General features: G+C 72.9%; 19 protein-coding genes. 2 read left to right on the top strand and 17 right to left on the bottom strand.

Going from position 1 to position 20,426, the window contains the following annotated elements; genetic code table 11:
* Positions 1-131: 131 nt before the first annotated feature.
* Positions 132-2,225 carry an ATP-dependent zinc metalloprotease FtsH gene (ftsH, locus tag K8Z49_RS43745; protein WP_412516907.1) on the top strand — a complete coding sequence of 698 codons (2,094 nt, stop codon included), beginning with the start codon at positions 132-134 and terminating at the stop codon, positions 2,223-2,225.
* 77 nt (positions 2,226-2,302) lie between these two features.
* Positions 2,303-3,181 (top strand): sigma-70 family RNA polymerase sigma factor, encoded by an 879-nt coding sequence (locus tag K8Z49_RS43740; protein ID WP_024934643.1) that lies wholly within the window; start codon positions 2,303-2,305, stop codon positions 3,179-3,181.
* Positions 3,182-3,184: 3 nt separating this feature from the next.
* Here K8Z49_RS43740 and K8Z49_RS43735 read toward each other — a convergent pair whose 3' ends face one another.
* The 17 genes from K8Z49_RS43735 to rimP all read right to left on the bottom strand — a co-directional run bounded on the left by K8Z49_RS43735 (position 3,185) and on the right by rimP (position 20,337).
* Complete coding sequence (locus K8Z49_RS43735; protein ID WP_021599241.1) at positions 3,185-3,631, bottom strand: GNAT family N-acetyltransferase; 447 nt, start codon at positions 3,629-3,631, stop codon at positions 3,185-3,187.
* Complete coding sequence (locus K8Z49_RS43730; RefSeq protein ID WP_021599240.1) at positions 3,628-4,155, bottom strand: transglutaminase-like domain-containing protein; 528 nt, start codon at positions 4,153-4,155, stop codon at positions 3,628-3,630. Before K8Z49_RS43730 ends, K8Z49_RS43735 begins: the two co-directional genes overlap by 4 nt.
* Complete coding sequence (gene dapB / locus K8Z49_RS43725) at positions 4,155-4,892, bottom strand: 4-hydroxy-tetrahydrodipicolinate reductase (RefSeq protein WP_021599239.1); 738 nt, start codon at positions 4,890-4,892, stop codon at positions 4,155-4,157. Before dapB ends, K8Z49_RS43730 begins: the two co-directional genes overlap by 1 nt.
* Positions 4,893-4,929: 37 nt before the next feature.
* On the bottom strand, positions 4,930-5,553 hold the full coding sequence (locus K8Z49_RS43720) for an FMN-dependent NADH-azoreductase (RefSeq protein ID WP_021599238.1): 624 nt from the start codon (positions 5,551-5,553) through the stop codon (positions 4,930-4,932).
* 93 nt (positions 5,554-5,646) lie between these two features.
* A complete protein-coding gene (locus K8Z49_RS43715; protein WP_111833028.1) occupies positions 5,647-6,966 on the bottom strand; it encodes a M16 family metallopeptidase in 1,320 nt (439 codons plus the stop codon).
* A gap of 72 nt (positions 6,967-7,038) precedes the next feature.
* Complete coding sequence (locus tag K8Z49_RS43710; RefSeq protein ID WP_024934646.1) at positions 7,039-9,375, bottom strand: polyribonucleotide nucleotidyltransferase; 2,337 nt, start codon at positions 9,373-9,375, stop codon at positions 7,039-7,041.
* Between the two features lie 271 nt (positions 9,376-9,646).
* On the bottom strand, positions 9,647-9,916 hold the full coding sequence (rpsO, locus tag K8Z49_RS43705; RefSeq protein ID WP_021599383.1) for a 30S ribosomal protein S15: 270 nt from the start codon (positions 9,914-9,916) through the stop codon (positions 9,647-9,649).
* A gap of 328 nt (positions 9,917-10,244) precedes the next feature.
* Positions 10,245-11,186 carry a bifunctional riboflavin kinase/FAD synthetase gene (locus K8Z49_RS43700; RefSeq protein WP_024934647.1) on the bottom strand — a complete coding sequence of 314 codons (942 nt, stop codon included), beginning with the start codon at positions 11,184-11,186 and terminating at the stop codon, positions 10,245-10,247.
* Positions 11,187-11,307: 121 nt separating this feature from the next.
* Positions 11,308-11,976 carry a PAQR family membrane homeostasis protein TrhA gene (trhA, locus tag K8Z49_RS43695; protein ID WP_024934648.1) on the bottom strand — a complete coding sequence of 223 codons (669 nt, stop codon included), beginning with the start codon at positions 11,974-11,976 and terminating at the stop codon, positions 11,308-11,310.
* Positions 11,977-12,076: 100 nt separating this feature from the next.
* Positions 12,077-12,949: a tRNA pseudouridine(55) synthase TruB gene (gene truB / locus K8Z49_RS43690; RefSeq protein WP_021599380.1), complete on the bottom strand. Its 873-nt coding sequence runs from the start codon at positions 12,947-12,949 to the stop codon at positions 12,077-12,079.
* Between the two features lie 26 nt (positions 12,950-12,975).
* Positions 12,976-14,019 carry a DHH family phosphoesterase gene (locus K8Z49_RS43685; protein WP_024934649.1) on the bottom strand — a complete coding sequence of 348 codons (1,044 nt, stop codon included), beginning with the start codon at positions 14,017-14,019 and terminating at the stop codon, positions 12,976-12,978.
* Complete coding sequence (rbfA, locus tag K8Z49_RS43680; protein WP_021600090.1) at positions 14,016-14,555, bottom strand: 30S ribosome-binding factor RbfA; 540 nt, start codon at positions 14,553-14,555, stop codon at positions 14,016-14,018. The genes K8Z49_RS43685 and rbfA overlap by 4 nt, the downstream gene beginning before the upstream one ends.
* A gap of 86 nt (positions 14,556-14,641) precedes the next feature.
* A complete protein-coding gene (locus tag K8Z49_RS43675) occupies positions 14,642-14,938 on the bottom strand; it encodes a DUF503 domain-containing protein (RefSeq protein WP_024934650.1) in 297 nt (98 codons plus the stop codon).
* Between the two features lie 201 nt (positions 14,939-15,139).
* Positions 15,140-18,160, bottom strand: a complete 3,021-nt coding sequence (gene infB, locus K8Z49_RS43670; protein ID WP_412516906.1) for a translation initiation factor IF-2 — start codon at positions 18,158-18,160, stop codon at positions 15,140-15,142.
* A gap of 108 nt (positions 18,161-18,268) precedes the next feature.
* Positions 18,269-18,541 (bottom strand): YlxR family protein, encoded by a 273-nt coding sequence (locus K8Z49_RS43665; protein ID WP_235206352.1) that lies wholly within the window; start codon positions 18,539-18,541, stop codon positions 18,269-18,271.
* A gap of 34 nt (positions 18,542-18,575) precedes the next feature.
* Positions 18,576-19,625, bottom strand: coding sequence for a transcription termination factor NusA (gene nusA, locus K8Z49_RS43660; RefSeq protein ID WP_024934652.1), 1,050 nt, complete (start codon positions 19,623-19,625; stop codon positions 18,576-18,578).
* A 25-nt stretch (positions 19,626-19,650) separates the two neighbouring features.
* On the bottom strand, positions 19,651-20,337 hold the full coding sequence (gene rimP, locus K8Z49_RS43655; RefSeq protein ID WP_075019681.1) for a ribosome maturation factor RimP: 687 nt from the start codon (positions 20,335-20,337) through the stop codon (positions 19,651-19,653).
* Positions 20,338-20,426 lie beyond the last annotated feature (89 nt).

Genomic DNA, 20,426 nt, shown 5'->3' with positions numbered 1-20,426 from the left:
CCGCGGCGGGCGCGGGAACGGATGGGGGGCGAACTCCGTTGACCTCCCCGGGGACCCGACGGGGGTCCGGTGCCGGCCGGCACGGCGGGCACCAGCGAGAGCACCGCGATCGATCCGGGGAGATGGCAGACGTGCCGGAGCAGCGACCCGCGCCGGGGCCCGACGAGGCGCCACGGCCCACCACCACGCGGCCCACCGCCACGCCGCCCACCACCACGCGGCCGGGCGGCGCGCACCGCTCGGCCGCCGAGCCCGACCGGCACCGGTCGGTCCCGCCCCGCACCGATCCGGAGCAGCCGTGGCGCGCCGAGGGCGTCCCCGGCCGGCGCGAGCGGCCGGCGCGCCGCCTCGGCGGCTGGAAGCCCGGCCGCAACACCGGCGTCTTCTGGGCGCTGCTCCTCGCCGTCTTCGCGCTGAGCTACGTCTCCATGCACGTCACCGGGCAGAAGGAGCGGGTGACGATCCCCTACACGGCGTTCACCCAGCAGGTCGCCGCCGGGAACGTCAAGGACGTCTACACCAAGGGCTACGAGATCCAGGGCCAGCTGAAGAGCAGGCAGCAGGTCCCCGGGCAGCGGGACGCCGGCGAGACCTACACCGCGTTCGAGACGCTGCGGCCAGCGTTCGCCGACGACCACATCTACACCCAGATGGTGCAGAAGGGCGTGGAGGTCGAGGCCAAGCCGGTCAACGCGGACCGCGGGCTCCTCGCCAACCTGCTGCTCTCGCTCCTGCCCACGCTGCTGTTCGTCGGCCTGTGGATCGGCGTGATGGTGTGGCTGCAGCGCCGCATGACCGGCGGTGGGGGCGGCGGGCTCATGGGCGGCTTCGGCCGGTCCCCGAAGCCGGTCGCGCCGGACGAGAAGCGCGCCACCTTCGCCGACGTCGCCGGCATCGACGAGGTCGAGGCGGAGCTCAGCGAGGTCGTCGACTTCCTCAGGGACCCCGGCAAGTACCGCCGGATGGGCGCCCGCGTCCCCCGCGGCGTGCTCCTCACCGGCGCGCCCGGCACCGGCAAGACGCTGCTCGCCCGCGCCGTCGCCGGCGAGGCCGGCGTCCCGTTCTACTCCGCCGCCGCCTCGGAGTTCATCGAGATGGTCGTCGGCGTCGGCGCGGCCCGCGTGCGCGAGCTGTTCACCGAGGCCCGCAAGACCGCGCCGTCCATCATCTTCATCGACGAGATCGACACGATCGGCCGGTCGCGCGGCGGCGGCGCGAGCATGGGCGGGCACGACGAGCGCGAGCAGACGCTCAACCAGGTCCTCACCGAGATGGACGGGTTCTCCGGCTCCGAGGGCGTGGTGGTGATCGCCGCGACGAACCGGCCCGACATCCTCGACCCGGCGCTGCTGCGCCCCGGCCGGTTCGACCGGCAGGTCGCGGTGTCCCCGCCCGACCTGGACGGGCGCGTCGCGATCCTGCGGGTGCACACCCGCGACGTCCCCCTCGCCGACGATGTCGACCCCACCTCCGTCGCGAAGATGACGCCCGGCATGACCGGCGCCGAGCTGGCCAACCTCGTCAACGAGGCCGCCCTGCTCGCCGTCAAGCACGAGAGGGGCGCCGTCGGCATGGACGAGTTCCAGAGCGCGCTCGAGAAGGTGCAGCTCGGCACGCGGCGCTCCCTGGTCATGCCGTTCGAGGAGCGGCGCCGGACGTCCTACCACGAGTCCGGGCACGGCCTGCTCGGCATGCTGCAGCCGGGCGCCGACCCCGTCCGGAAGATCACCATCGTGCCGCACGGCCGCGCGCTCGGCGTCACCGTGTCCACGCCGGACGACGACCGCTACGCCTACGACGAGCGCTACCTGCGCGGCCGGATCATCGGCGCGCTCGGCGGCATGGCGGCCGAGGAGCTGGTCTTCGGCGTGATCACCACCGGTTCGGAGAGCGACCTGGAGCAGGTCACCAAGATCGCCCGCGGGATGGTGGGCCGCTGGGGCATGTCCTCGAAGGTCGGCCCGCTGTCGATCCTGCCGGCGGACGGCGACGGCCCGATGGGCCAGTACGCCGCCCAGGGCACCCTGGACGCCGTCGACCTGGAGGCCCGCCGGATCGTCGACGAGTGCTACGCCGAGGCCCTGGAGACGCTCCGCGCCAACCGCGACCGGCTCGACTCGCTCGCCGCCGCCCTCCTGGAGAACGAGACCCTCGACGAGAAGGCCGCCTACGCCGCCGCCGGTGTCGACCGGACCATCCGCGAGGTCGACATGTCGAAGACCTGACCTCCGCGGGCGAGCGCCGGTCACATCCGCCGCGTCCGGTCCGTCAGTGCTATGACGGAGCCGAAAAGGGGAACGTGATGGACGAGCGCGAGTTTCTGGCCGAGCGGTTCGAAGAGCACCGCACACACCTGAGAGCGGTCGCCTACCGGATGCTGGGCTCGCTCGCCGAGGCCGACGACGCCGTCCAGGAGTCCTGGCTGCGGCTCAGCCGCTCCGGGGCCGGCGGCATCGAGAACCTGGGCGGCTGGCTGACGACCGTCGTCGGCCGGGTGTGCCTGGACATGCTCCGCTCGCGCACGTCCCGCCGCGAGACCCCCTTGGAGGAGCGCCTCCCCGACCCGGTCGTCGGCCCGGCCGCGGGCCCGGACCCCGAGCACGCGGCGCTGATGGCCGATTCGGTCGGGCTCGCGCTGCTGGTGGTGCTGGAGTCCCTCACGCCCGCCGAGCGGCTGGCGTTCGTCCTGCACGACACCTTCGGCGTCCCGTTCGAGGAGATCGCCCCGATCGTGGGGCGGTCACCGGCCGCGGCGCGGCAGCTCGCCAGCCGCGCCCGCCGCCGGGTGCGCGGGACGGCGCCGTCCCCCGAACGCGACCCGGTGCGCCAGCGGGCGGTCGTCGACGCGTTCCAGGCCGCCGCGCGGGACGGCGACTTCGAGGCGCTCGTCGCCGTCCTGGACCCGGACGTGGTCCTGCGCGCCGACGTCGGCGCCGTCGCCGGCGGCCTGACCGAGATCCACGGCGCCGCGGGCGTCGCCGGGCAGGCCCTCGCCTTCCGCCAGAGCGCCGGCGTGTCCGTGCCCGCGCTGGTCAACGGGACCGCGGGGATCGTCGGCTTCGAGGACGGCCGGCCGAAGTCGGTGCTGGCCTTCACGATCGCGGACGGCAGGATCGTCGAGATCGACATCCTGGCCGACCCCGCCCGCCTCGCCGCGCTGGACCTCTCCTTCCCCGGCTGACGCTCAGGCGTCGAGGCGGCGGTGGAAGAGCACCTTGTCCTCTCCCGGGCCGTCGTGGGAGGGGGCGTCGGCCGTGGTGAATCCCATGGCCCGGTGGAAGGCGATCGACGCGGTGTTCCGGGGGGACGTCAGAGCGCGGACGGTGGTGCGGTCGTCGGCGCGGGCCATGGCGAAGAAGGCCTCGTACAGGCGACGGGCCAGCCCGGTGCCGCGGTGCGCCGGGGCGACGCCGGCGAAGTGGACGTAGGCCGTGTCCGCGTCGGAGGGCGAGAGGAAGCCGACGAGGAAGGCCGCGAGGTCGCCGCGGGTCTCGGCGACGAGGCTGGTGCGGTGGAAATGGTCGAGGAACAGGCGGGGCAGGACGGGGTGGATCTCGCGGCCCCACCAGTCGTCCACGACGGCGATGATGCGGTCGTAGTCGGCCGCGGCGGCCGGGCGGACGTCCGTCACAGGGTCTCCGGAAGGCCGGCGACGGTGAGGGTCTCCATGCCCTGCAGAGCCTTCAGGACCGTGGGGTGCGGCACCGCGTGGACGGTCGGGAGGATCGGGTCGGCGGGGTGGGCCAGCGCGTCCTCGGACGCGGAGAAGGCCACGTCCGTGCCGCGCGGATCCAGGCGGACCCAGCGGTCGTCGATCAGGGCGGCGGCCAGGCCGTGGACGAAGCCGGGGCACAGCTGGTAGCAGAGGCCCGCCTGGACGCCGCCCGCGCGGAGGAGGGCGACGAAGGCGTGCGACTGGGCGAAGCAGAGGCCGGTGCACTGGTCGAGGACGTCCGAGGCGCGCCACGTGACGCGGGTGTCGCCGGTGTCCATCGGGTGCGAGATCCGGTCGCGGACGTGGTCGAACGCCGCGCGGGCGTAGGCGATGTCGTCGCCGGTGCGCAGCTCCGAGGCGATCGACTGGACGAGCGGGTGCTCGATGTCGATCGCCTCGGACGCGGCGAGGTAGTCCCAGGGGTCGGCGGCGAAGTCCATCACAGCCCGAGGAGCGACTCGATGCCGATCGTGAGCCGGTCCAGCTCGGGGACCCTGCGGACGGCGAGCAGCACGCCGGGCATGAACGACTCGCGGTTCATCGAGTCGTGCCGGATGGTGAACAGCTCGCCGTGGCCGCCGAGGACCACCTCCTGGTGGGCGACGGCGCCGGACATGCGGACCGCGTGCACCCGCACGCCGTCCACGTCGGCGCCGCGCGCCCCCTCGATCTCGGAGGTGGTGGCGTCCGGGGACCGGGACACCCCGGACTCGGCGCGGGCGGCGGCGACCAGCTCGGCGGTGCGGTACGCGGTGCCGGACGGGGCGTCGACCTTGTTCGGGTGGTGCGTCTCGACGATCTCGACGGACTCGAAGAAGGGGGCCGCCTTCTGCGCGAAGTGCATCATCAGCACCGCGCCGATCCCGAAGTTCGGGGCGATGATGACGTTGCCGGCCGACTCGTCGGTGAGCCAGGAGCGGACGGTGTCGAGGCGGGACGGATCGAAGCCGCTGGTGCCGACGACGGCGTGCAGGCCCTGCTCGACGCACCATCTCAGGTTGTCCATGACGACGCCGGGGTGGGTGAAGTCGACGACGGCCTCGGCGGCGGTCAGGGCGTCGAGCTTGTCGCCCTGGTCGACGGCGGCGACGAGCTCCAGGTCATCCGCCCCCTGCACGGCACGGCACACCTCGGCTCCCATGCGGCCCCGCGCGCCCAGCACCCCGACCTTGATCACGTGTTCCTCCCGGTTCGCGTCCCGCCCGAGCCTATCGTCAGAAGCGCTTGCCCAGCTCGCGCGCCTCGGAGTGCGCGGTGCGGCGGCCGGTCTCGGCGTCGGCGGTGGCGAGGTCCGGCCGGAACTCGACGGTGCGGACGTCGGTGATCCCCGTCCAGCGCAGCCAGCCCTCGAAGAACGGAGCCTGGTGGTCGTGGCCGAACGCGGGCGGGCGGCCCTCCCCGTAGACGGCGCTGGTGTAGACGACGGCGGCCTTCTTGCCGCGCAGCAGGCCGCTGTACCCCTTCTCCGGGTCAAAGCCGAACACCCAGCCGGGCTGCGAGATGACGTCGATGAACTGCTTCAGGATGTACGGAACGCTGGTGTTCCACATCGGCACGCTGAAAAGGTAGCGGTCGTAGGAGTCGTAGCGCTCGAAGACGTCGCGGGCGGCCCGCCACGCGGCGGCCTGCTCCCCGGACGGCTCCTCCCCCGCGAACACGGTCATCTTGGCGCCGGCCCCGGCGGGGCCGAACTCGGGGAGCGAGCCGTCCCACAGGTCGAGGTGGTCGACGGCGTCGCCGTGGACGTCGCGGTAGGCGTCCAGGAACGTCTTCGCGATCGCGAGCGACTCGGAGGCGCCGCCGCGGGGCGACGCGGAGATGTGCAGCAGACGGGACATGGGGCGTTCCTCTCGGGACAGCATACGGACCAGAGTCCGATTACTCCCGGAAGAGTAACGGACTCCGGTCCGCTTAACAAGTCCGTCCCGCGGTCAGGCGGCGAAGTCCCGGTCCCCGACCGGCCCGATCACGGTGAGGGCCCGCGGGCCCGCCAGGACCTCGGCCGCGACGGCCCGGACGTCGTCGAGGGTGACGGCCTCGATCCGCGCCAGGACCTCGTCCACCGGCAGCAGCGACTCGTAGACCAGCTCGCTCTTGCCGATCCGGCTCATCCGGGAACCGGTGTCCTCCAGGCCGAGGACCATGGCGCCGCGCAGCTGCCCCTTGCCGCGCTCCAGCTCCTCGGCGGTGAGGCTCTCCTCCACCGCCTTGTGGAGCTCGTCCCGGCAGATCGCCAGGACCTCCTCCGCCTTGGCCGGCTGGCAGCCCGCGTAGACCCCGAAGATGCCGGTGTCGGCGTACTGGGCGGTGTAGCTGTAGACCGAGTACGCCAGGCCGCGCTTCTCGCGGATCTCCTGGAAGAGGCGGGACGACATGCCGCCGCCGAGCGCCGCGTTCAGCACGCCGAGCGCGAACCTGCGCTCGTCGGTGCGGGACGTCCCGGCGCCGCCGAGGATGATGTGGGCCTGCTCGGTGTCCTTGTCGATGACGACGGTGCGCGGGTCGATCGGCACCGGCGTCCCGTCGAGGCGGGGCGCGGCGGGCGCGGCGTCGCCGGCGAGGTGCTCGGCGAACGCCCCGGACACCAGCCGGACGACCTCGTCGTGGTCGATGTTGCCCGCCACCGACACCACCAGGCGGGACGGGACGTAGTGCTCCCGGTAGTAGCCGTGGATCCGGTCCCGGGACAGCGCGTTGATCGACTCCTCGGTGCCGAGGATCGGGCGCCCGAGCGGGGTGTCGCCGTACAGCGCGGTGGCGAACTCGTCGTGGATCAGGTCGCCCGGGTCGTCGTCGCGCATGTGAATCTCTTCGAGGATCACCCCGCGCTCGGCCTCGACGTCCTCGGGGCGGTTCACCGACTCGGCGACCATGTCGGACACCACGTCCACCGCGAGCGGCAGGTCGGCGTCCAGCACCCGCGCGTAGTAGCAGGTGTACTCCTTGGCGGTGAACGCGTTGAGGTCGCCGCCGACCGCGTCGATCGCCGCGGAGATCTCCAGCGCCGACCGCCGCCGCGTGCCCTTGAACAGCACGTGCTCCAGGTAGTGGCTGGCGCCCGCGTCGGCGGGCGCCTCGTCGCGGGAGCCGACCGCCGACCAGATGCCGAACGCGGCGGACCGCACGGTCGGCATCGACTCGGTGATGATCCGCAGCCCGCCGGGCAGGACGGTGCGGCGCACCGCGCCGGCACCGTCGGTGTGGATCGTGGTGGTGGTGCCGGGCTCCTGCGCCCTCGCCGGCAGGGTCACTGTCGCTCACATTCCATGGTGGGAAAACGGCCGGCCCGCCCGTGACGGGCGGGCCGGCCGGTCATGCCGGGGTCAGGAGTTGCGCTGGCCGGCGTCGTCGCCGCCGCGGCGGGTGCGGCGGCGCCGCGGCCCGCGCCGCTCGCCGTCGTCGCGGCGCTCCCGGCGCTCGCCGGAGTCGTCCTCGCCGGGCGCGGCGGCCGGGGCGCCGCCCTCGCCGCCCTCCGCCTTGTCGGCGGCCTCGCGCTCCACCACCTCGACCGGCACCAGCGACAGCTTGCCGCGCTGGTCGATCTCGGTGACCTCGACCTGGATCTTCTCGCCGACGCCCATCACGTCGTCGACGTTCTCGATCCGGGCGCCGCCGTGCAGCTTGCGGATCTGCGACACGTGCAGCAGGCCGTCCTTGCCGGGCAGCAGCGACACGAACGCGCCGAACGTCGTGGTCTTGACGACGGTGCCGAGGAACCGCTCGCCGACCTCCGGCATGTGCGGGTTCGCGATCGAGTTGATCGCCTGCCGGGCGGCCTCGGCGGACGGCCCGTCGGTGGCGCCGACGTAGATCGTGCCGTCGTCCTCGATCGTGATGTCGGCGCCGGTGTCGTCCTGGATCGAGTTGATCATCTTGCCCTTGGGGCCGATGACCTCGCCGATCTTGTCGACCGGGACCTTGATGGTGATGATCCGCGGCGCGTTCGGGCTCATCTCGGCGGGCGCCTCGATGGCCTCCTGCATCACGTCCAGGATCGCCAGGCGGGCGCCCTTGGCCTGCCGCAGCGCGCCGGCCAGCACCGAGGCGGGGATGCCGTCGAGCTTGGTGTCCAGCTGCAGCGCGGTGATCAGGTCGCGGGTGCCGGCGACCTTGAAGTCCATGTCGCCGAACGCGTCCTCGGCGCCGAGGATGTCGGTGAGCGTGACGTACTCGTCGCCCTCGTTGATCAGGCCCATCGCGATGCCCGCCACCATCTGCTTGAGCGGGACGCCCGCGTCCAGCAGCGACATGGTGGACGCGCAGACCGAGCCCATCGAGGTGGAGCCGTTGGAGCCGAGCGCCTCCGACACCTGCCGGATCGCGTACGGGAACTCCTCGCGGGTCGGCAGCACCGGGATCAGGGCGCGCTCGGCGAGGGCGCCGTGCCCGATCTCGCGCCGCTTCGGCGAGCCGACCCGGCCCGTCTCACCGGTGGAGTACGGCGGGAAGTTGTAGTTGTGCATGTAGCGCTTGGTGCGCTCGGGGTTCAGCGTGTCGATCGTCTGCTCCATGCGGAGCATGTTCAGCGTCGTCACGCCGAGGATCTGCGTCTCGCCGCGCTCGAACAGCGCCGAGCCGTGCACGCGCGGGATGACGTGCGCCTCGGCGGTCAGCTGCCGGATGTCCTTCAGGCCGCGGCCGTCGATGCGCAGCCCGTCGCGGATGACCCGCTCGCGGACCAGCTTCTTGGTGACGGCGCGGTAGGCGGCGGAGATCTCCTTCTCGCGCCCCTCGAACTGCTCGGCGAGCTTCTCCGCGGCGGTCGCCTTGATCTCGTCCAGCCGGGTCTCGCGCTCCTGCTTGCCGGCGATGGTGAGCGCCTGCGCGAGGTCGTCGCTGACGGCGTCGGTGACGGCGGCGAGCACATCGTCCTGGTAGTCCAGGAAGATCGGGTACTCGGCCGTCTCCTTCGCGGCGACGGCCGCGAGGTCGCTCTGCGCCTTGCACAGCACCTTGATGAACGGCTTGGCCGCCTCAAGGCCCTCGGCGACGGTCTCCTCGGTCGGGGCGGTCGCGCCTTCGCCGACGAGCTTGATGGTGTCGCGGGTGGACTCCGCCTCGACCATCATGATCGCGACATCGCCGTCCGCCAGCACGCGGCCGGCCACGACCATGTCGAAGGTGGCGCGCTCCAGCTCGGGGTGGGTCGGGAAGCCCACCCACTGGCCCTCGATCAGCGCGACGCGGACGCCGCCGATCGGGCCGGAGAACGGCAGGCCGGCCAGCTGCGTGGACAGCGACGCGGCGTTGATCGCCACGACGTCGTACAGGTGGTCGGGGTGCAGCGCCATGATCGTCTCGACGACCTGGATCTCGTTGCGCAGGCCCTTGGTGAACGACGGGCGCAGCGGCCGGTCGATCAGCCGGCAGGTGAGGATCGCGTCCTCGGAGGGACGGCCCTCACGGCGGAAGAACGAGCCGGGGATGCGCCCCGCCGCGTACATCCGCTCCTCGACGTCCACGGTCAGCGGGAAGAAGTCCAGGTTGTCCTTGGGCTTCTTGGACGCGGTGGTCGCCGACAGCACCATCGTGTCGTCGTCGAGGTAGGCGACGGCGGAGCCGGCGGCCTGCCGGGCCAGCCGGCCCGTCTCGAACCGGATGGTCCGGGTGCCGAACGTGCCGTTGTCGATGACGGCCTCGGTGCTCTGCGCGCCGTCGATGCGCACGGCTTCTGTCACGGGAAACCTCCTCAAGGTTCCATTTCGGTCCTCGCGGCCGTTTCCCGTTGGCTTGTCACGCTGCCGGTCTTCGATCGAAGCACCCGGATCGGCAGGTCCGCCGACAAGGCGGAACGGATCCGGAAGCCACTACCGAGGACCGGCCCGCACCAGCGGTGTCCGCGAGGCTTGTCTGTAGTTGTCCGGCCGGGGCCACCTGGCCCGCCGGCCGTAAAAGGAAGGGAGTGGCCCCGCGGGCCACTCCCCGACCGCACTAGCGGCGCAGTCCGAGTCGCTCGATCAGCTGCCGGTAGCGGTTGATGTCCTTGTTGCTCAGGTACTTCAGGAGCCGGCGACGACGGCCGACCAGCAGCAGGAGGCCGCGGCGGCTGTGGTGGTCGTGCTTGTGCTCCTTGAGGTGCTCGGTCAGATCGTTGATACGGCGCGTCAGCAGCGCGACCTGGACCTCCGGGGATCCGGTGTCACCCTCAGTGGTCGCGTACTCGGCGATGATCTGGTTCTTGGTGGCGGTGTCGAGCGACACGTGGCTCCTTCGATGAATTCGTCACCCGCAGATCCAGGGCCCGGTGGGCGCACGGGTCCGCATGGTGCGTGTTAAGAGAGTGGCGGGCCGCATGAGGGTGCAGCCAACCGCACCGGGGCCCATCCCGGCGACTCTTCACCGTACCATGTCGTGTTAACTGCAAGACCGGCCCAAGAGGCTCGCCTGGCGGCTCGCATCTTGACCGTTCTTGGGGCGAGCGCGACCTCGCTTCGCGAGCTTCCCGGCGGGGCTCGCCTTCGGCTTCGCCCCGCCGGTCAGGTCGCGCGCTCGCGTGACGGCTGAGGCTCTCCGCAAGGGTGGAACGGTCTCAGGATGTGATTTCCCTGGCTTGGACCACGTCTCGGTGCATTTCCTCGATGAGGGCCTCGATCGAGTCGAACTTCAGGGTGTCGCGGATGCGGGCGGTGAAGTCGACGGCCATGTGCTCGCCGTACAGGTCGAGGTCGTCGCGGTCCAGGGCGTACGCCTCGACGGTGCGCTCCCCGGCCCCCTCGAACGTCGGGTTGGTGCCGATGGAGATGGCGGCGGGCCAGCGGAAGGCGGGGTACCGGTCGGTGTCGGCGACCAGCCAGCCGCCGTAGACGCCGTCCGCGGGGATGGCGGTGTGCGGCAGCGTCTCCAGGTTGGCCGTCGGGAACCCGAGCGCGCGGCCCCGCTGGTGGCCCCGCACGACGACGCCCTCGACGCGGTGCGGACGCCCCAGCGCCTGCGCGGCGGCCTCGACGTCCCCCGCGTTCAGCCGCTCGCGGATGTAGGTGGACGAGATCGTGTCCCCGTTGGCCACCAGCGGCATGCCCTCGGCGGTGAAGTCGTACTTGTCGCCCAGCTCGCGCAGCAGCGCGACGTTCCCCTTGGCCTTGTGGCCGAACCGGAAGTCCTCGCCGACGATGACGTGCGCCGCGTGCAGCCGGTCGGCCAGGACCGACCGCACGAACTCGTCCGGCGGCACCTTCGACAGCTCCAGCGTGAACGGCACGACCACGACCGCGTCCGTGCCGAGGCCTTCGAGCAGTTCGATGCGGCGCCGGGTGGTGGCGAGCAGCGGCGGGTGCGTGCCGGGGCGCACGACCTCGTCAGGGTGCGGGTCGAACGTGATGACCACCGAGCGCAGGCCGCGGCGGCGCGCCTCGTCCGCGGCGGCACCGACGATCCTCTGATGGCCGCGGTGCACGCCGTCGAACACCCCGATGGTGACCACAGAGCGGCCCCAGTCCGCGGGTACCTCGTCGAGGCCATTCCAACGCCGCACCATTCACTCCCTGCGTAGGACATGCCTGCCCGGTCTCTCCTGCCGTCCTAGAGTGCCATGCGGAGGCGGGAACGGTCGCACCCAGGGGGCATGGTGGGGGGCATGGTGGGCGGTACCGGGCTCAGCCGGACTGGTACACGACCAGCGAGACCGCGATGTACTGCAGGACGTAGGCCGCCAGTGTGAAGGCGTGGAAGACCTCGTGGAAGCCGAACCAGCTCGGCGACGGGTCCGGCTTGCGCAGCCCGTAGACCACTCCCCCGACGCTGTAGCAGATGCCGCCGAGCGCGACCAGGAGGCAGGCGGCGAGGCCCGCGCCGTCGAGGAACTGCGGCAGGAAGAAGACCGCGACCCAGCCCAGCACGATGTAGAGGGTCACGTAGAGGGCGCGGGGGGCGCCGATCCAGACCGTCCGGAACACCACGCCCGCGACGGCCCCCGTCCAGACGCTGGCGAGCACGGCGACGCGCACGCCGCCGTCCAGGGCCACGACGGCGAACGGCGTGTAGGTCCCGGCGATGATCAGGTAGATGTTGGCGTGGTCGAAGCGGCGCAGCACCTCGATCAGGCGGTGCGAGCGCTGCCGGTGGTACGTCCCCGAGATCCCGAAGAGCATCCCCGATGCCGCCACGTACACGGCCGACGCGAGCCGCGCCTGCACGCTCGGGCCGAGCGCCACCAGCACCAGGCCGGCGACCAGCACCGCGGGGAACGCGCCGAGGTGCAGCCAGCCGCGCAGCCGCGGCCGGGTCGGGGACGCCACCGGGGAACGGTCGTTGACAGTGGTCACGGACACCTCCTCACAAGCGAACCTACGGTTACGTAGGTTACGCGGGCGTAGGTTGGTATGCACCGTTTCCGCCGGTGATGCTCACCACGAACGCCCGCCGTCAGGGGACGAAGACGGCGAGGGGCTTGGCCACCCTGCCCTGCTCCTCGACGAGGGCGAGCAGCGTCCCGTCCGGCGCGAAGACGCCGACCGGACCCGGGCCGAGCCCCGCGGCCGGGAGGCGCCCGCCGTGCGCGACCTTCCGGGCGTCCTCGTCGGACACGTCCCGCCGCGGGAACACCGCCGCGACGGCCTCGTCCATCGGCAGGATCTCCATCTTTTCGGCGAGCCGCTCCAGCGTCCGCGCCGTGGAGAGGTCGTACGGCCCGACCCGCGTGCGCCGCAGCGCGGTCAGGTGGCCGCCGCAGCCGAGCGAGGCGCCGAGGTCGCGGGCCAGCGACCGGATGTAGGTGCCGGACGAGCAGGCGATGGACGCGTCCACGTCGATCAGGTCCCCGTGCCGCCGCACGTCCAGCACCGTGAAGGCGTGCACGGTCACCGGGCGGGCGGCCAGCTCGACCTCCTCGCCCTTGCGGGCCATCTTGTAGGCCCGCTGACCGTTCACCTTGATCGCGCTGACCTGCGGCGGGATCTGCCGGATCGGCCCGGTCAGCGCCGCGACGCCCGCCCGCAGCGCCTCGTCGGTGACCTCCGCGGCGGACGCGGTCGCGGTGGTCTCGCCCTCGGCGTCGTCGGTGTTGGTCGACTCGCCCAGCCGGATCGTGGCGTCGTAGCACTTCTCCGTCAGCGCGAGATGCCCGAGCAGGCGCGTCGCCTTGCCCACCCCGAGCACCAGGACGCCCGTCGCCATGGGGTCCAGCGTGCCGGCGTGCCCGACCCGCCGGGTCTTCGCCAGCCGCCGCATCTTCCCGACGACGTCGTGCGACGTCCAGCCGGCGGGCTTGTCCACGATGACGAGTCCCGAGTTCTCCACGCGCGCTCCGCTTCCGTCGTCCGGTGTCAGTCGTCCGGTTCGCCCGGGACGCGCAGCGCCGCGCGCAGCCGGTCGATGATCCAGGCGGGCTCCCCGCCCATCGTGAACGCCGCGGCGGTGCGGTGCCCGCCCCCGCCGAGCGCGACGCAGGCGCGGCCCACGTCGACCGAGCCCTTGGAGCGGGTGGAGACGTACCACTCGCCCCGGTCGTTCTCCTTGCACACCACCGCGACCTCGGCCTCGTCGGTGCGCCTGAGCTGGTCGATGACCCCTTCGAGCTGGTCGTAGAGGACGTCGCGGGCGTCCCGGTCGGCGCGCGCGATCGTCGTCCACACCAGGCCCCGGCCGCCGGCGGCGTCGCGTTCCAGCCGGGCCCGCCCGAGCGCCCCCGCGAGGACCTGCAGGTAGCCGAACGGCGCCCGGTCCCACAGCTCGCGGCTGACGGCGTCCGGCCGGACCCCGGCGGTCAGCAGCCGCCCCGCCAGGTCGTGGACCTCCGGCGTCGTGCACGGGTACCGGAACGAGCCGGTGTCGCTCGCGAGCCCCGCGTACAGGCCCTGGGCCATGTCCCGGTCCAACGGGACGCCGAGGCGGCGGATCAGCTCCTCGACCAGCACCGCGGTGGCGGCGGCGTCCGGGTCGACCAGCCGCACGCCGCCGAACCCGGTGTTGGACGCGTGGTGGTCGACGACGATCAGCGCGCCGGCCCGCCCGGCGGCGCCGGCGAGCGAGCCGAGCCGGGCCTGGCCCGCGGCGTCCAGCGAGATCATCAGCTCCGGGGCGTCCGGCATCCGGGCGGGCTCGACGAGGATCTCCTGGCCCGGCAGGAACCGCAGGATCGCCGGGACGCCGAACGGCTCGCCGAACGACGCCAGGCACCGCTTGCCCAGCGCGCGCAGGGCGCGCCCGAGCGCCAGCATCGAGCCGAGCGCGTCGCCGTCGGGGGCCACGTGGCAGGCGAGGCAGATCTCCGCGGCCTCGTGGATCAGCTCGACCGCGCGGTCCCAGTCGAGATCGGTGCCGGCGGCGCCGCGCCCGGCGGGGGCGGCGGCCCCGGCCGGCCCGCTCACGACGACGGGCGTGCGGAACGGCCGTCCTCGCCGTCACCCGCGACGTCATGCCCGTCGAAGTCGTCGTCCTCGTCGTCGTCCTCGTCGGCCTCGGTGCCGGTGTCGTCGTCCTCGTCGGGGACGGGCTCGCGGTAGGGGTTCGCGTCACCGGCGTGGGACGCGCCCTGCGCGGCCCGCGCCACCTCGGCGTCCCTGGCGCGGGCCTGGGCCAGCAGGTCGTCGATGTGCGCGGCGTTCTCCATCAGGGAGTCCATGACGAAGGTGAGGCTCGGCGTGTGGCGCACGCCCGTCTTCCTGCCCACCTCCGACCGGATGACGCCCTTGGCGCTCTCCAGCGCGGCGGCCGTCTCGGCGCGCTCGCCGTCCGACCCGTAGACCGTGTAGTACACGGTCGCGTCGCGCAGGTCGTTGGTGATGCGGGTGTCCGTCACGGTCACGAAGCCGAGCCGCGGATCCTTGATCCGGCGTTCCAGCATCTCGGCCACGATCTGCTGGATGCGGTCGGCGAGCTTTCGCGCCCGAGCTGCGTCCACCATGATCGCACTCCCTTTCTATGGTCCGGGCGAAGAGGGTCGTCCTCGCTCTTTCATTGTGGGGGGACGCCCCGCGTCGCGCCGGGCCGTCAGTCCTCGTCGTTGAACAGACGCTGCCGGGCCGCCAGCAGTTCGATCTCCGGCCGCCCGGCCACCAGCCGTTCGCACTGGTCGAGCACGCGGGTGCAGTTGGCGGCCGTCGCGGAGACCACCGCCACCCCGATCTCCGCCCTGCGGTGCAGGTCGTTGTCGCCGGTCTCGGCGACGGCCACCGCCGGGAAGCGCTTTTGCACCTCGGCGATGATGGGCCGGACGACGGACCGCTTCTGCTTCAGCGAGCGGACGTCTCCCAGCAGCAGGTCGAGTGTCAGCGCACCCACGTACACCTGGTCGATCACCTCGGGTTCCTCGGAAGGCGGAACGCGGCCGTCCGCCGCGTTCCCGAACATGACGGACGCCAGGCTAGAAGTCCGCCTGGCGCCGTGTCACCCGATAAACGATCATCTCGCCGGCGGGCCGGTGGACCGGCCGCCGGGTCGGCTCGCCCGCGCGGCCCCTGCCGGGACCGCGCGGGCGTGCCGTCCGCCTCAGTCGCGGGGCTTCTCCCGCATCTCGAAGCACTCGATGACGTCGCCGAGCTTGATGTCGTTGTAGCCCACGCCGATACCGCACTCGAAGCCCTCGCGGACCTCGGTCGCGTCCTCCTTGAAGCGGCGCAGCGACGACACCGTGAGGTTGTCGGAGACCACGACGCCGTCGCGGACGAGGCGCGCCTTGGCGTTGCGCTGGATGATCCCCGAGGTGACCATCGAACCGGCGACGTTGCCGATCCGCGGCACCTTGAAGATCTCCCGGACCTCGGCGGTGCCGAGCTGGGCCTCCTCGAACTCCGGCTTGAGCATGCCCTTGAGGGCCGCCTCGATCTCCTCGATCGCCTGGTAGATGATCGAGTAGTACCGGATGTCGACGCCCTCGCGGTCGGCCAGCTCCTGCGCGTTGCGCTCGGGCCGCACGTTGAAGCCGATGATGACCGCGCCCTCGGACGCCAGCGACAGGTTGACGTCGTCCTGGGTGATCGCGCCGACACCGCGGCGGATGATCCGCAGGTTGACCTCGTCGCCCACGTCGATCTTGAGGAGGGAGTCCTCCAGCGCCTCGACGGAACCGGACACGTCGCCCTTGAGGATGAGCAGCAGCTCCTGCCGCTCGCCCCGCTCCAGGTCCTTGAACAGCTCTTCGAGGGAGCTGCTCTTGCGGCTCTTGAGCAGTTCGGCGTTGCGCTTGCGCGCGACCCGCTTGTCGGCGATCTGCCGGGCGACCCGGTCGTCCTCGACGACCAGGAAGTTGTCGCCCGCGCCGGGCACGGCCGCGAGGCCGAGCACCATCACCGGACGGGACGGGCCCGCCTCCTCGACGCTGTTGCCGTTCTCGTCGAGCATCGCGCGGACGCGGCCGTTGGCCACGCCGCAGACGATCGAGTCGCCGACCCGCAGCGTGCCGCGCTGCACCAGCACGGTCGCCACGGCGCCCCGGCCCTTGTCCAGGTGGGCCTCGATGGCCGAGCCCTGGGCGGGCATGTCGGGGTTGGCCTTCAGGTCGAGCTCGGCGTCGGCGGTCAGGACGATCGCCTCCAGCAGCCCGTCGATGTTGACGCCCTGCTTGGCGGACACGTCGACGAACTGGGTGGAGCCACCGAACTCCTCGGCGACCAGGCCGTACTCGGTGAGCTGCGCCCGGACCCGGTTCGGGTCCGCGCCCTCGACGTCGATCTTGTTGACCGCGACGACGATCGGCACCCCGGCCGCCGTGGCGTGGTCGATCGCCTCGGTGGTCTGCGGCTTGACGCCGTCGTCCGCGGCGACCACCAGCACCACCAGGTCGGTGGTGTCGGCACCGCGGGCACGCATGGCGGTGAACGCCTCGTGGCCCGGGGTGTCGATGAAGGTGATCTTGCGGTCCTCGCCGTCGACCTCGGTCTCGACCTGGTAGGCGCCGATGTGCTGGGTGATGCCGCCGGCCTCGCCCGCCTGCACGTTGGCGTGCCGGACGGCGTCCAGCAGCTTGGTCTTACCGTGGTCGACGTGGCCCATGACGGTGACCACCGGCGGACGGGACTGGAGGTTCTCCTCGCCGCCCTCGTCCTCGCCGTACTCGATGTCGAACGACTCGAGCAGCTCGCGGTCCTCGTCCTCGGGGCTGACGACCTGGACGTCGAAGTCCAGCTCCAGCCCGAGCGCCATGAGGTCGTCGGGGTCGACCGACTGGGTCGCGGTGACCATCTTGCCGAGGTGCATCATGATCGCGACGAGCGACGCCGGGTTGGCGCCGATCTTCTCGGCGAAGTCGGTCAGGGACGCGCCCTGCGGCAGCCGGATGGTCTTGCCGTTGCCGCGCGGAGCCGAGACGCCGCCGACGGCGGGCGCCTGCATGTTCTCGAACTCCTGGCGGCGCGCCCGCTTGGACTTGCGCCCGCGGGCCGGGCGTCCGCCGGGACGCCCGAAGGCGCCCTGCGTGCCGCCGCGGCCACGGCCGCCGCCACCGGGGCGCGGGCCGAAGCCGCCGCCCGGACGGCCGCCGGCACCCGCGCGGGGGCCGCCGAAGCCGCCGCCGCCACCGGGGCGGCCGCCGCCACCCGGACCGCGGCCGCCGCCGCCTGGACCGCGGCCGCCGCCACCCGGGCCGCGACCGCCGCCGCCACCGGGGCCGCCGCGCCCGGGGGCGCCGGCGGGCCGCGAGGACGGCATGTTCATCGGGCTCGGACGCGGGCCGCCCGGCCGGGGCGGCATGCTGCCCGGGTTCGGGCGCGGACCGCCCGCACCTGGGGCGCCGCCGGGACGCGGACCGGGACGCGAACCGCCCGCGGCGCCACCGCCGCCGGGCCGGTCACCGCCCGGACGGGGACCGGGACGCGGACCCGGCTTGGGCGCCTGGCCCATGCCGGTGTTGGTCGAGCTGAACGGGTTGTTGCCGGGACGCGGCCCGCCGGGGCCGCGGCCGCCGCCGCCCTGGCGCGGACCCGGGCGGGGGCCCGGCTTGGGCGAGCGGGGACCCGGCTTGGGCCCGCCGGGCGCGCGGTTGCCGGTGCCCGGACCGGACGCGGGCGGGGCGCTGGGCCCCTGCGCGGCGGGCGCGTTCACCGGCGTGCTCGGCGCCGGCGGGACGGCCGGGCGCGGGCCCGGCTTGGGCCCTCCGCCCTGGCCGCCGGAACCGCCGGGGCCACCGGAACCGCCGGGACCACCGGGACCACCGGGACCGCCGGGGCCGCTCTGGCCGCCGGGGCCCGCGGGACCCGGCTTGGGCGCGGACGTGCGCGGACCGGGGCGCGGCCCCGGACGTGCACCCTGGGAATCGGAACCGCCGCCGGGCGGACCCGGGCGCGGCGGTGCGGACGGGCGCGGCGCCTGCTTCTTGGCCGCGACCCGCCGGTCCCCCTGCTTGGGGGACGAAGAAGAATTTGAGAAGGCTTCTGTCAGCCTGCGAACGACCGGCGCCTCGATCGTGGAGGACGCCGACCGCACGAACTCGCCCATTTCCTGGAGCTTGGCCATGACGACCTTGCTCTCTACACCGAACTCCTTGGCGAGTTCGTAAACCCGGACCTTCGCCACTGCACTCCCTACTCGGTCCGGGGGTGCGGCCTCCGGACCGTCGCTAACTTGCCGTACTCATCGCGGCGTGCTCATCGAGCGCTCATAGCAATCTCGACCTGCTTCCGACTAGACGTCGCTTACCATTCGGCCATCCTGCTGCTGCGCGGCGCGTGCCGCAAGTTGTCGGCGCAGCGCACCGGAGTCGAGCGGCCCCGGAAGGCGGAACGCCCTCGGGAACGCCCGACGTCGCTCTGCGAGCTCCAGACACCCCGGATCGGGATGCAGATACGCACCCCGCCCCGGCAGCCGTCCTCGGGGGTCGGGGACGATGTCGCCCTCGACCACCACAAGACGCAGCAAGTCGGACTTGACCGTGCGAACCCGGCAGCCCACGCACATACGAACAGGGGCCGCCCGGCCACGTTCCATGAGTCTACCGCGCCGAGGCGTCGGCGGGGCCGGTCGCATGCTCTCCTGGCGTAGAAGATCCGGATTGGCCGGAGCCGGCGCCCTTCGGGGGCGTCTGCCCGGGCTCGGTGTCGGACCGGATGTCGATCCGCCAGCCGGTGAGCCGCGCGGCGAGCCGGGCGTTCTGCCCTTCCTTGCCGATGGCCAGGGACAGCTGGTAGTCGGGCACGACGACGCGGGCGACCCGGCCGTCCGCGTCGACCACCTCGACGCTCGAAACGCGCGCCGGGGACAGGGCATTCCCGACGAACTCCGCGGGGTCCTCCGACCAGTCCACGATGTCGATCTTCTCGCCGTGCAGCTCGGCCATCACGTTGCGGACCCGGCTGCCGAGCGGGCCGATGCAGGCGCCCTTGGCGTTCACCCCCGGCTTGCGCGAGCGGACCGCGATCTTGGTGCGGTGGCCGGCCTCCCGCGCGATCGCCGCGATCTCCACGGTGCCGTCGGCGATCTCCGGGACCTCCAGCGCGAACAGCTTGCGGACGAGGTTCGGGTGCGTCCGCGACAGCTGCACCGACGGGCCGCGGTGGCCCTTGCGGACCTGGACGACGTACGCGCGCAGCCGCTCGCCGTGGTCGTAGTGCTCGCCGGGCACCTGCTCCTGCGGCGGCAGGATGGCCTCGATCTTGCCGAGGTCGACCAGCACGTTCCGCGGGTCCTTGCCCTGCTGGATGATGCCGCTGACGATGTCGCCCTCGCGGCCGGCGTACTCGCCGAAGGTCAGCTCGTCCTCGGCGTCGCGGAGCCGCTGCAGGATGACCTGCTTGGCGGTGGTGGCGGCGATGCGGCCGAACCCGGTCGGGGTGTCGTCGTACTCGCCGGCCTCGTTGCCCTCGTCGTCGGTCTCGGTGGCCCAGACGGTCACGTGCCCGCTCGTGCGGTCCAGTTCGACGCGCGCCTTCGGCGCCGCGCCCTCCGTCCGGTGGTAGGCGATCAGCAGGGCGTCTTCGATGGCCTTGACGGCCACGTCGAGCGAGATGTCCTTCTCGCTCTCCAGCGACCGCAGGGCGGTCATGTCGATGTCCACGAGGTTCCCCCCTCTAGTCCGGCTCAGCCGGAGAACGCGTTTCCTCGGCCTTGTCAGCAGCGGGTCTGAACTCCACCTGCACACGGCCGCGCCCCAGCTCGCCGAGGCCGAACCGGCGCCGCACGATCTCCGGCGCGGCGGCCCGCCCCTTCCCGGAGGCCTGTCCCCCGGAAGCGGGCTCCGGCCCAGCGGACCTGCCGCCGCCCTTCGCCCCGGCTCCCTTGCCCCGGCGCTTGCGGACGACGTCGATCTCGACGGCCTCGTCGTCGGCCGCCACCACGCGGCCCTCGACCTGGCCTCCCTCCGTCAACGGGGCGACGACCAGCCGGCCGACGGCACGGCGCCAGTGCCGCGGCTCGGTGAGGGGGCGGTCGACACCGGGCGAGGTCACCTCCAGCACGTAGGCCGAGGTGCCCATGACGTCGGACTCGTCGAGCAGCCCGGAGGCCGTCTCGCTCAGCCGGGCGATGTCGTCCAGCCCGACCCCGCCGTCACCGTCCACGACGATCCTGACCAGCCGCCGCCGGCCCGCCGGGCGCACGTCGACCTCCTCCAGGTCGAAGCCCGCCGCGGCGACCGCGGGCGTGAGGAGCCGGGTCAGCTCGGCGGCGGCCGCATCGCGCGTGGGGCGGGCCGGGGCGCCCGGCCCCTGCCGGTCGCGCCTCCCTTGAGCGCGGCCGCCGCTGGACTCGACGCTCATGGGCCCTCCTCCTGTTGTGCCGCCGCGATCGCGGGGTCCCCGATCGTCCGTTGACACCTCAAGACTATCGACAGCCGGAGACCGCAGTG

It is taken from the genome of Actinomadura madurae (genome assembly GCF_047130825.1).
GTDB lineage: Bacteria > Actinomycetota > Actinomycetes > Streptosporangiales > Streptosporangiaceae > Spirillospora > Spirillospora madurae.
This window is presented reverse-complemented; position numbering and strand designations above follow the sequence as displayed.

Coding starts and splice junctions, on each gene's coding strand:
- rbfA (WP_021600090.1), bottom strand. CDS start 14,555: ATGGTGGACGCAGCTCGGGCGCGAAAGCTCGCCGACCGCATCCAGCAG.
- K8Z49_RS43730 (WP_021599240.1), bottom strand. CDS start 4,155: ATGGACTTCGCCGCCGACCCCTGGGACTACCTCGCCGCGTCCGAGGCG.
- nusA (WP_024934652.1), bottom strand. CDS start 19,625: ATGACCGCCCTGCGGTCGCTGGAGAGCGAGAAGGACATCTCGCTCGAC.
- rimP (WP_075019681.1), bottom strand. CDS start 20,337: ATGAGCGTCGAGTCCAGCGGCGGCCGCGCTCAAGGGAGGCGCGACCGG.
- K8Z49_RS43740 (WP_024934643.1), top strand. CDS start 2,303: ATGGACGAGCGCGAGTTTCTGGCCGAGCGGTTCGAAGAGCACCGCACA.
- K8Z49_RS43720 (WP_021599238.1), bottom strand. CDS start 5,553: ATGTCCCGTCTGCTGCACATCTCCGCGTCGCCCCGCGGCGGCGCCTCC.
- K8Z49_RS43665 (WP_235206352.1), bottom strand. CDS start 18,541: ATGTGCGTGGGCTGCCGGGTTCGCACGGTCAAGTCCGACTTGCTGCGT.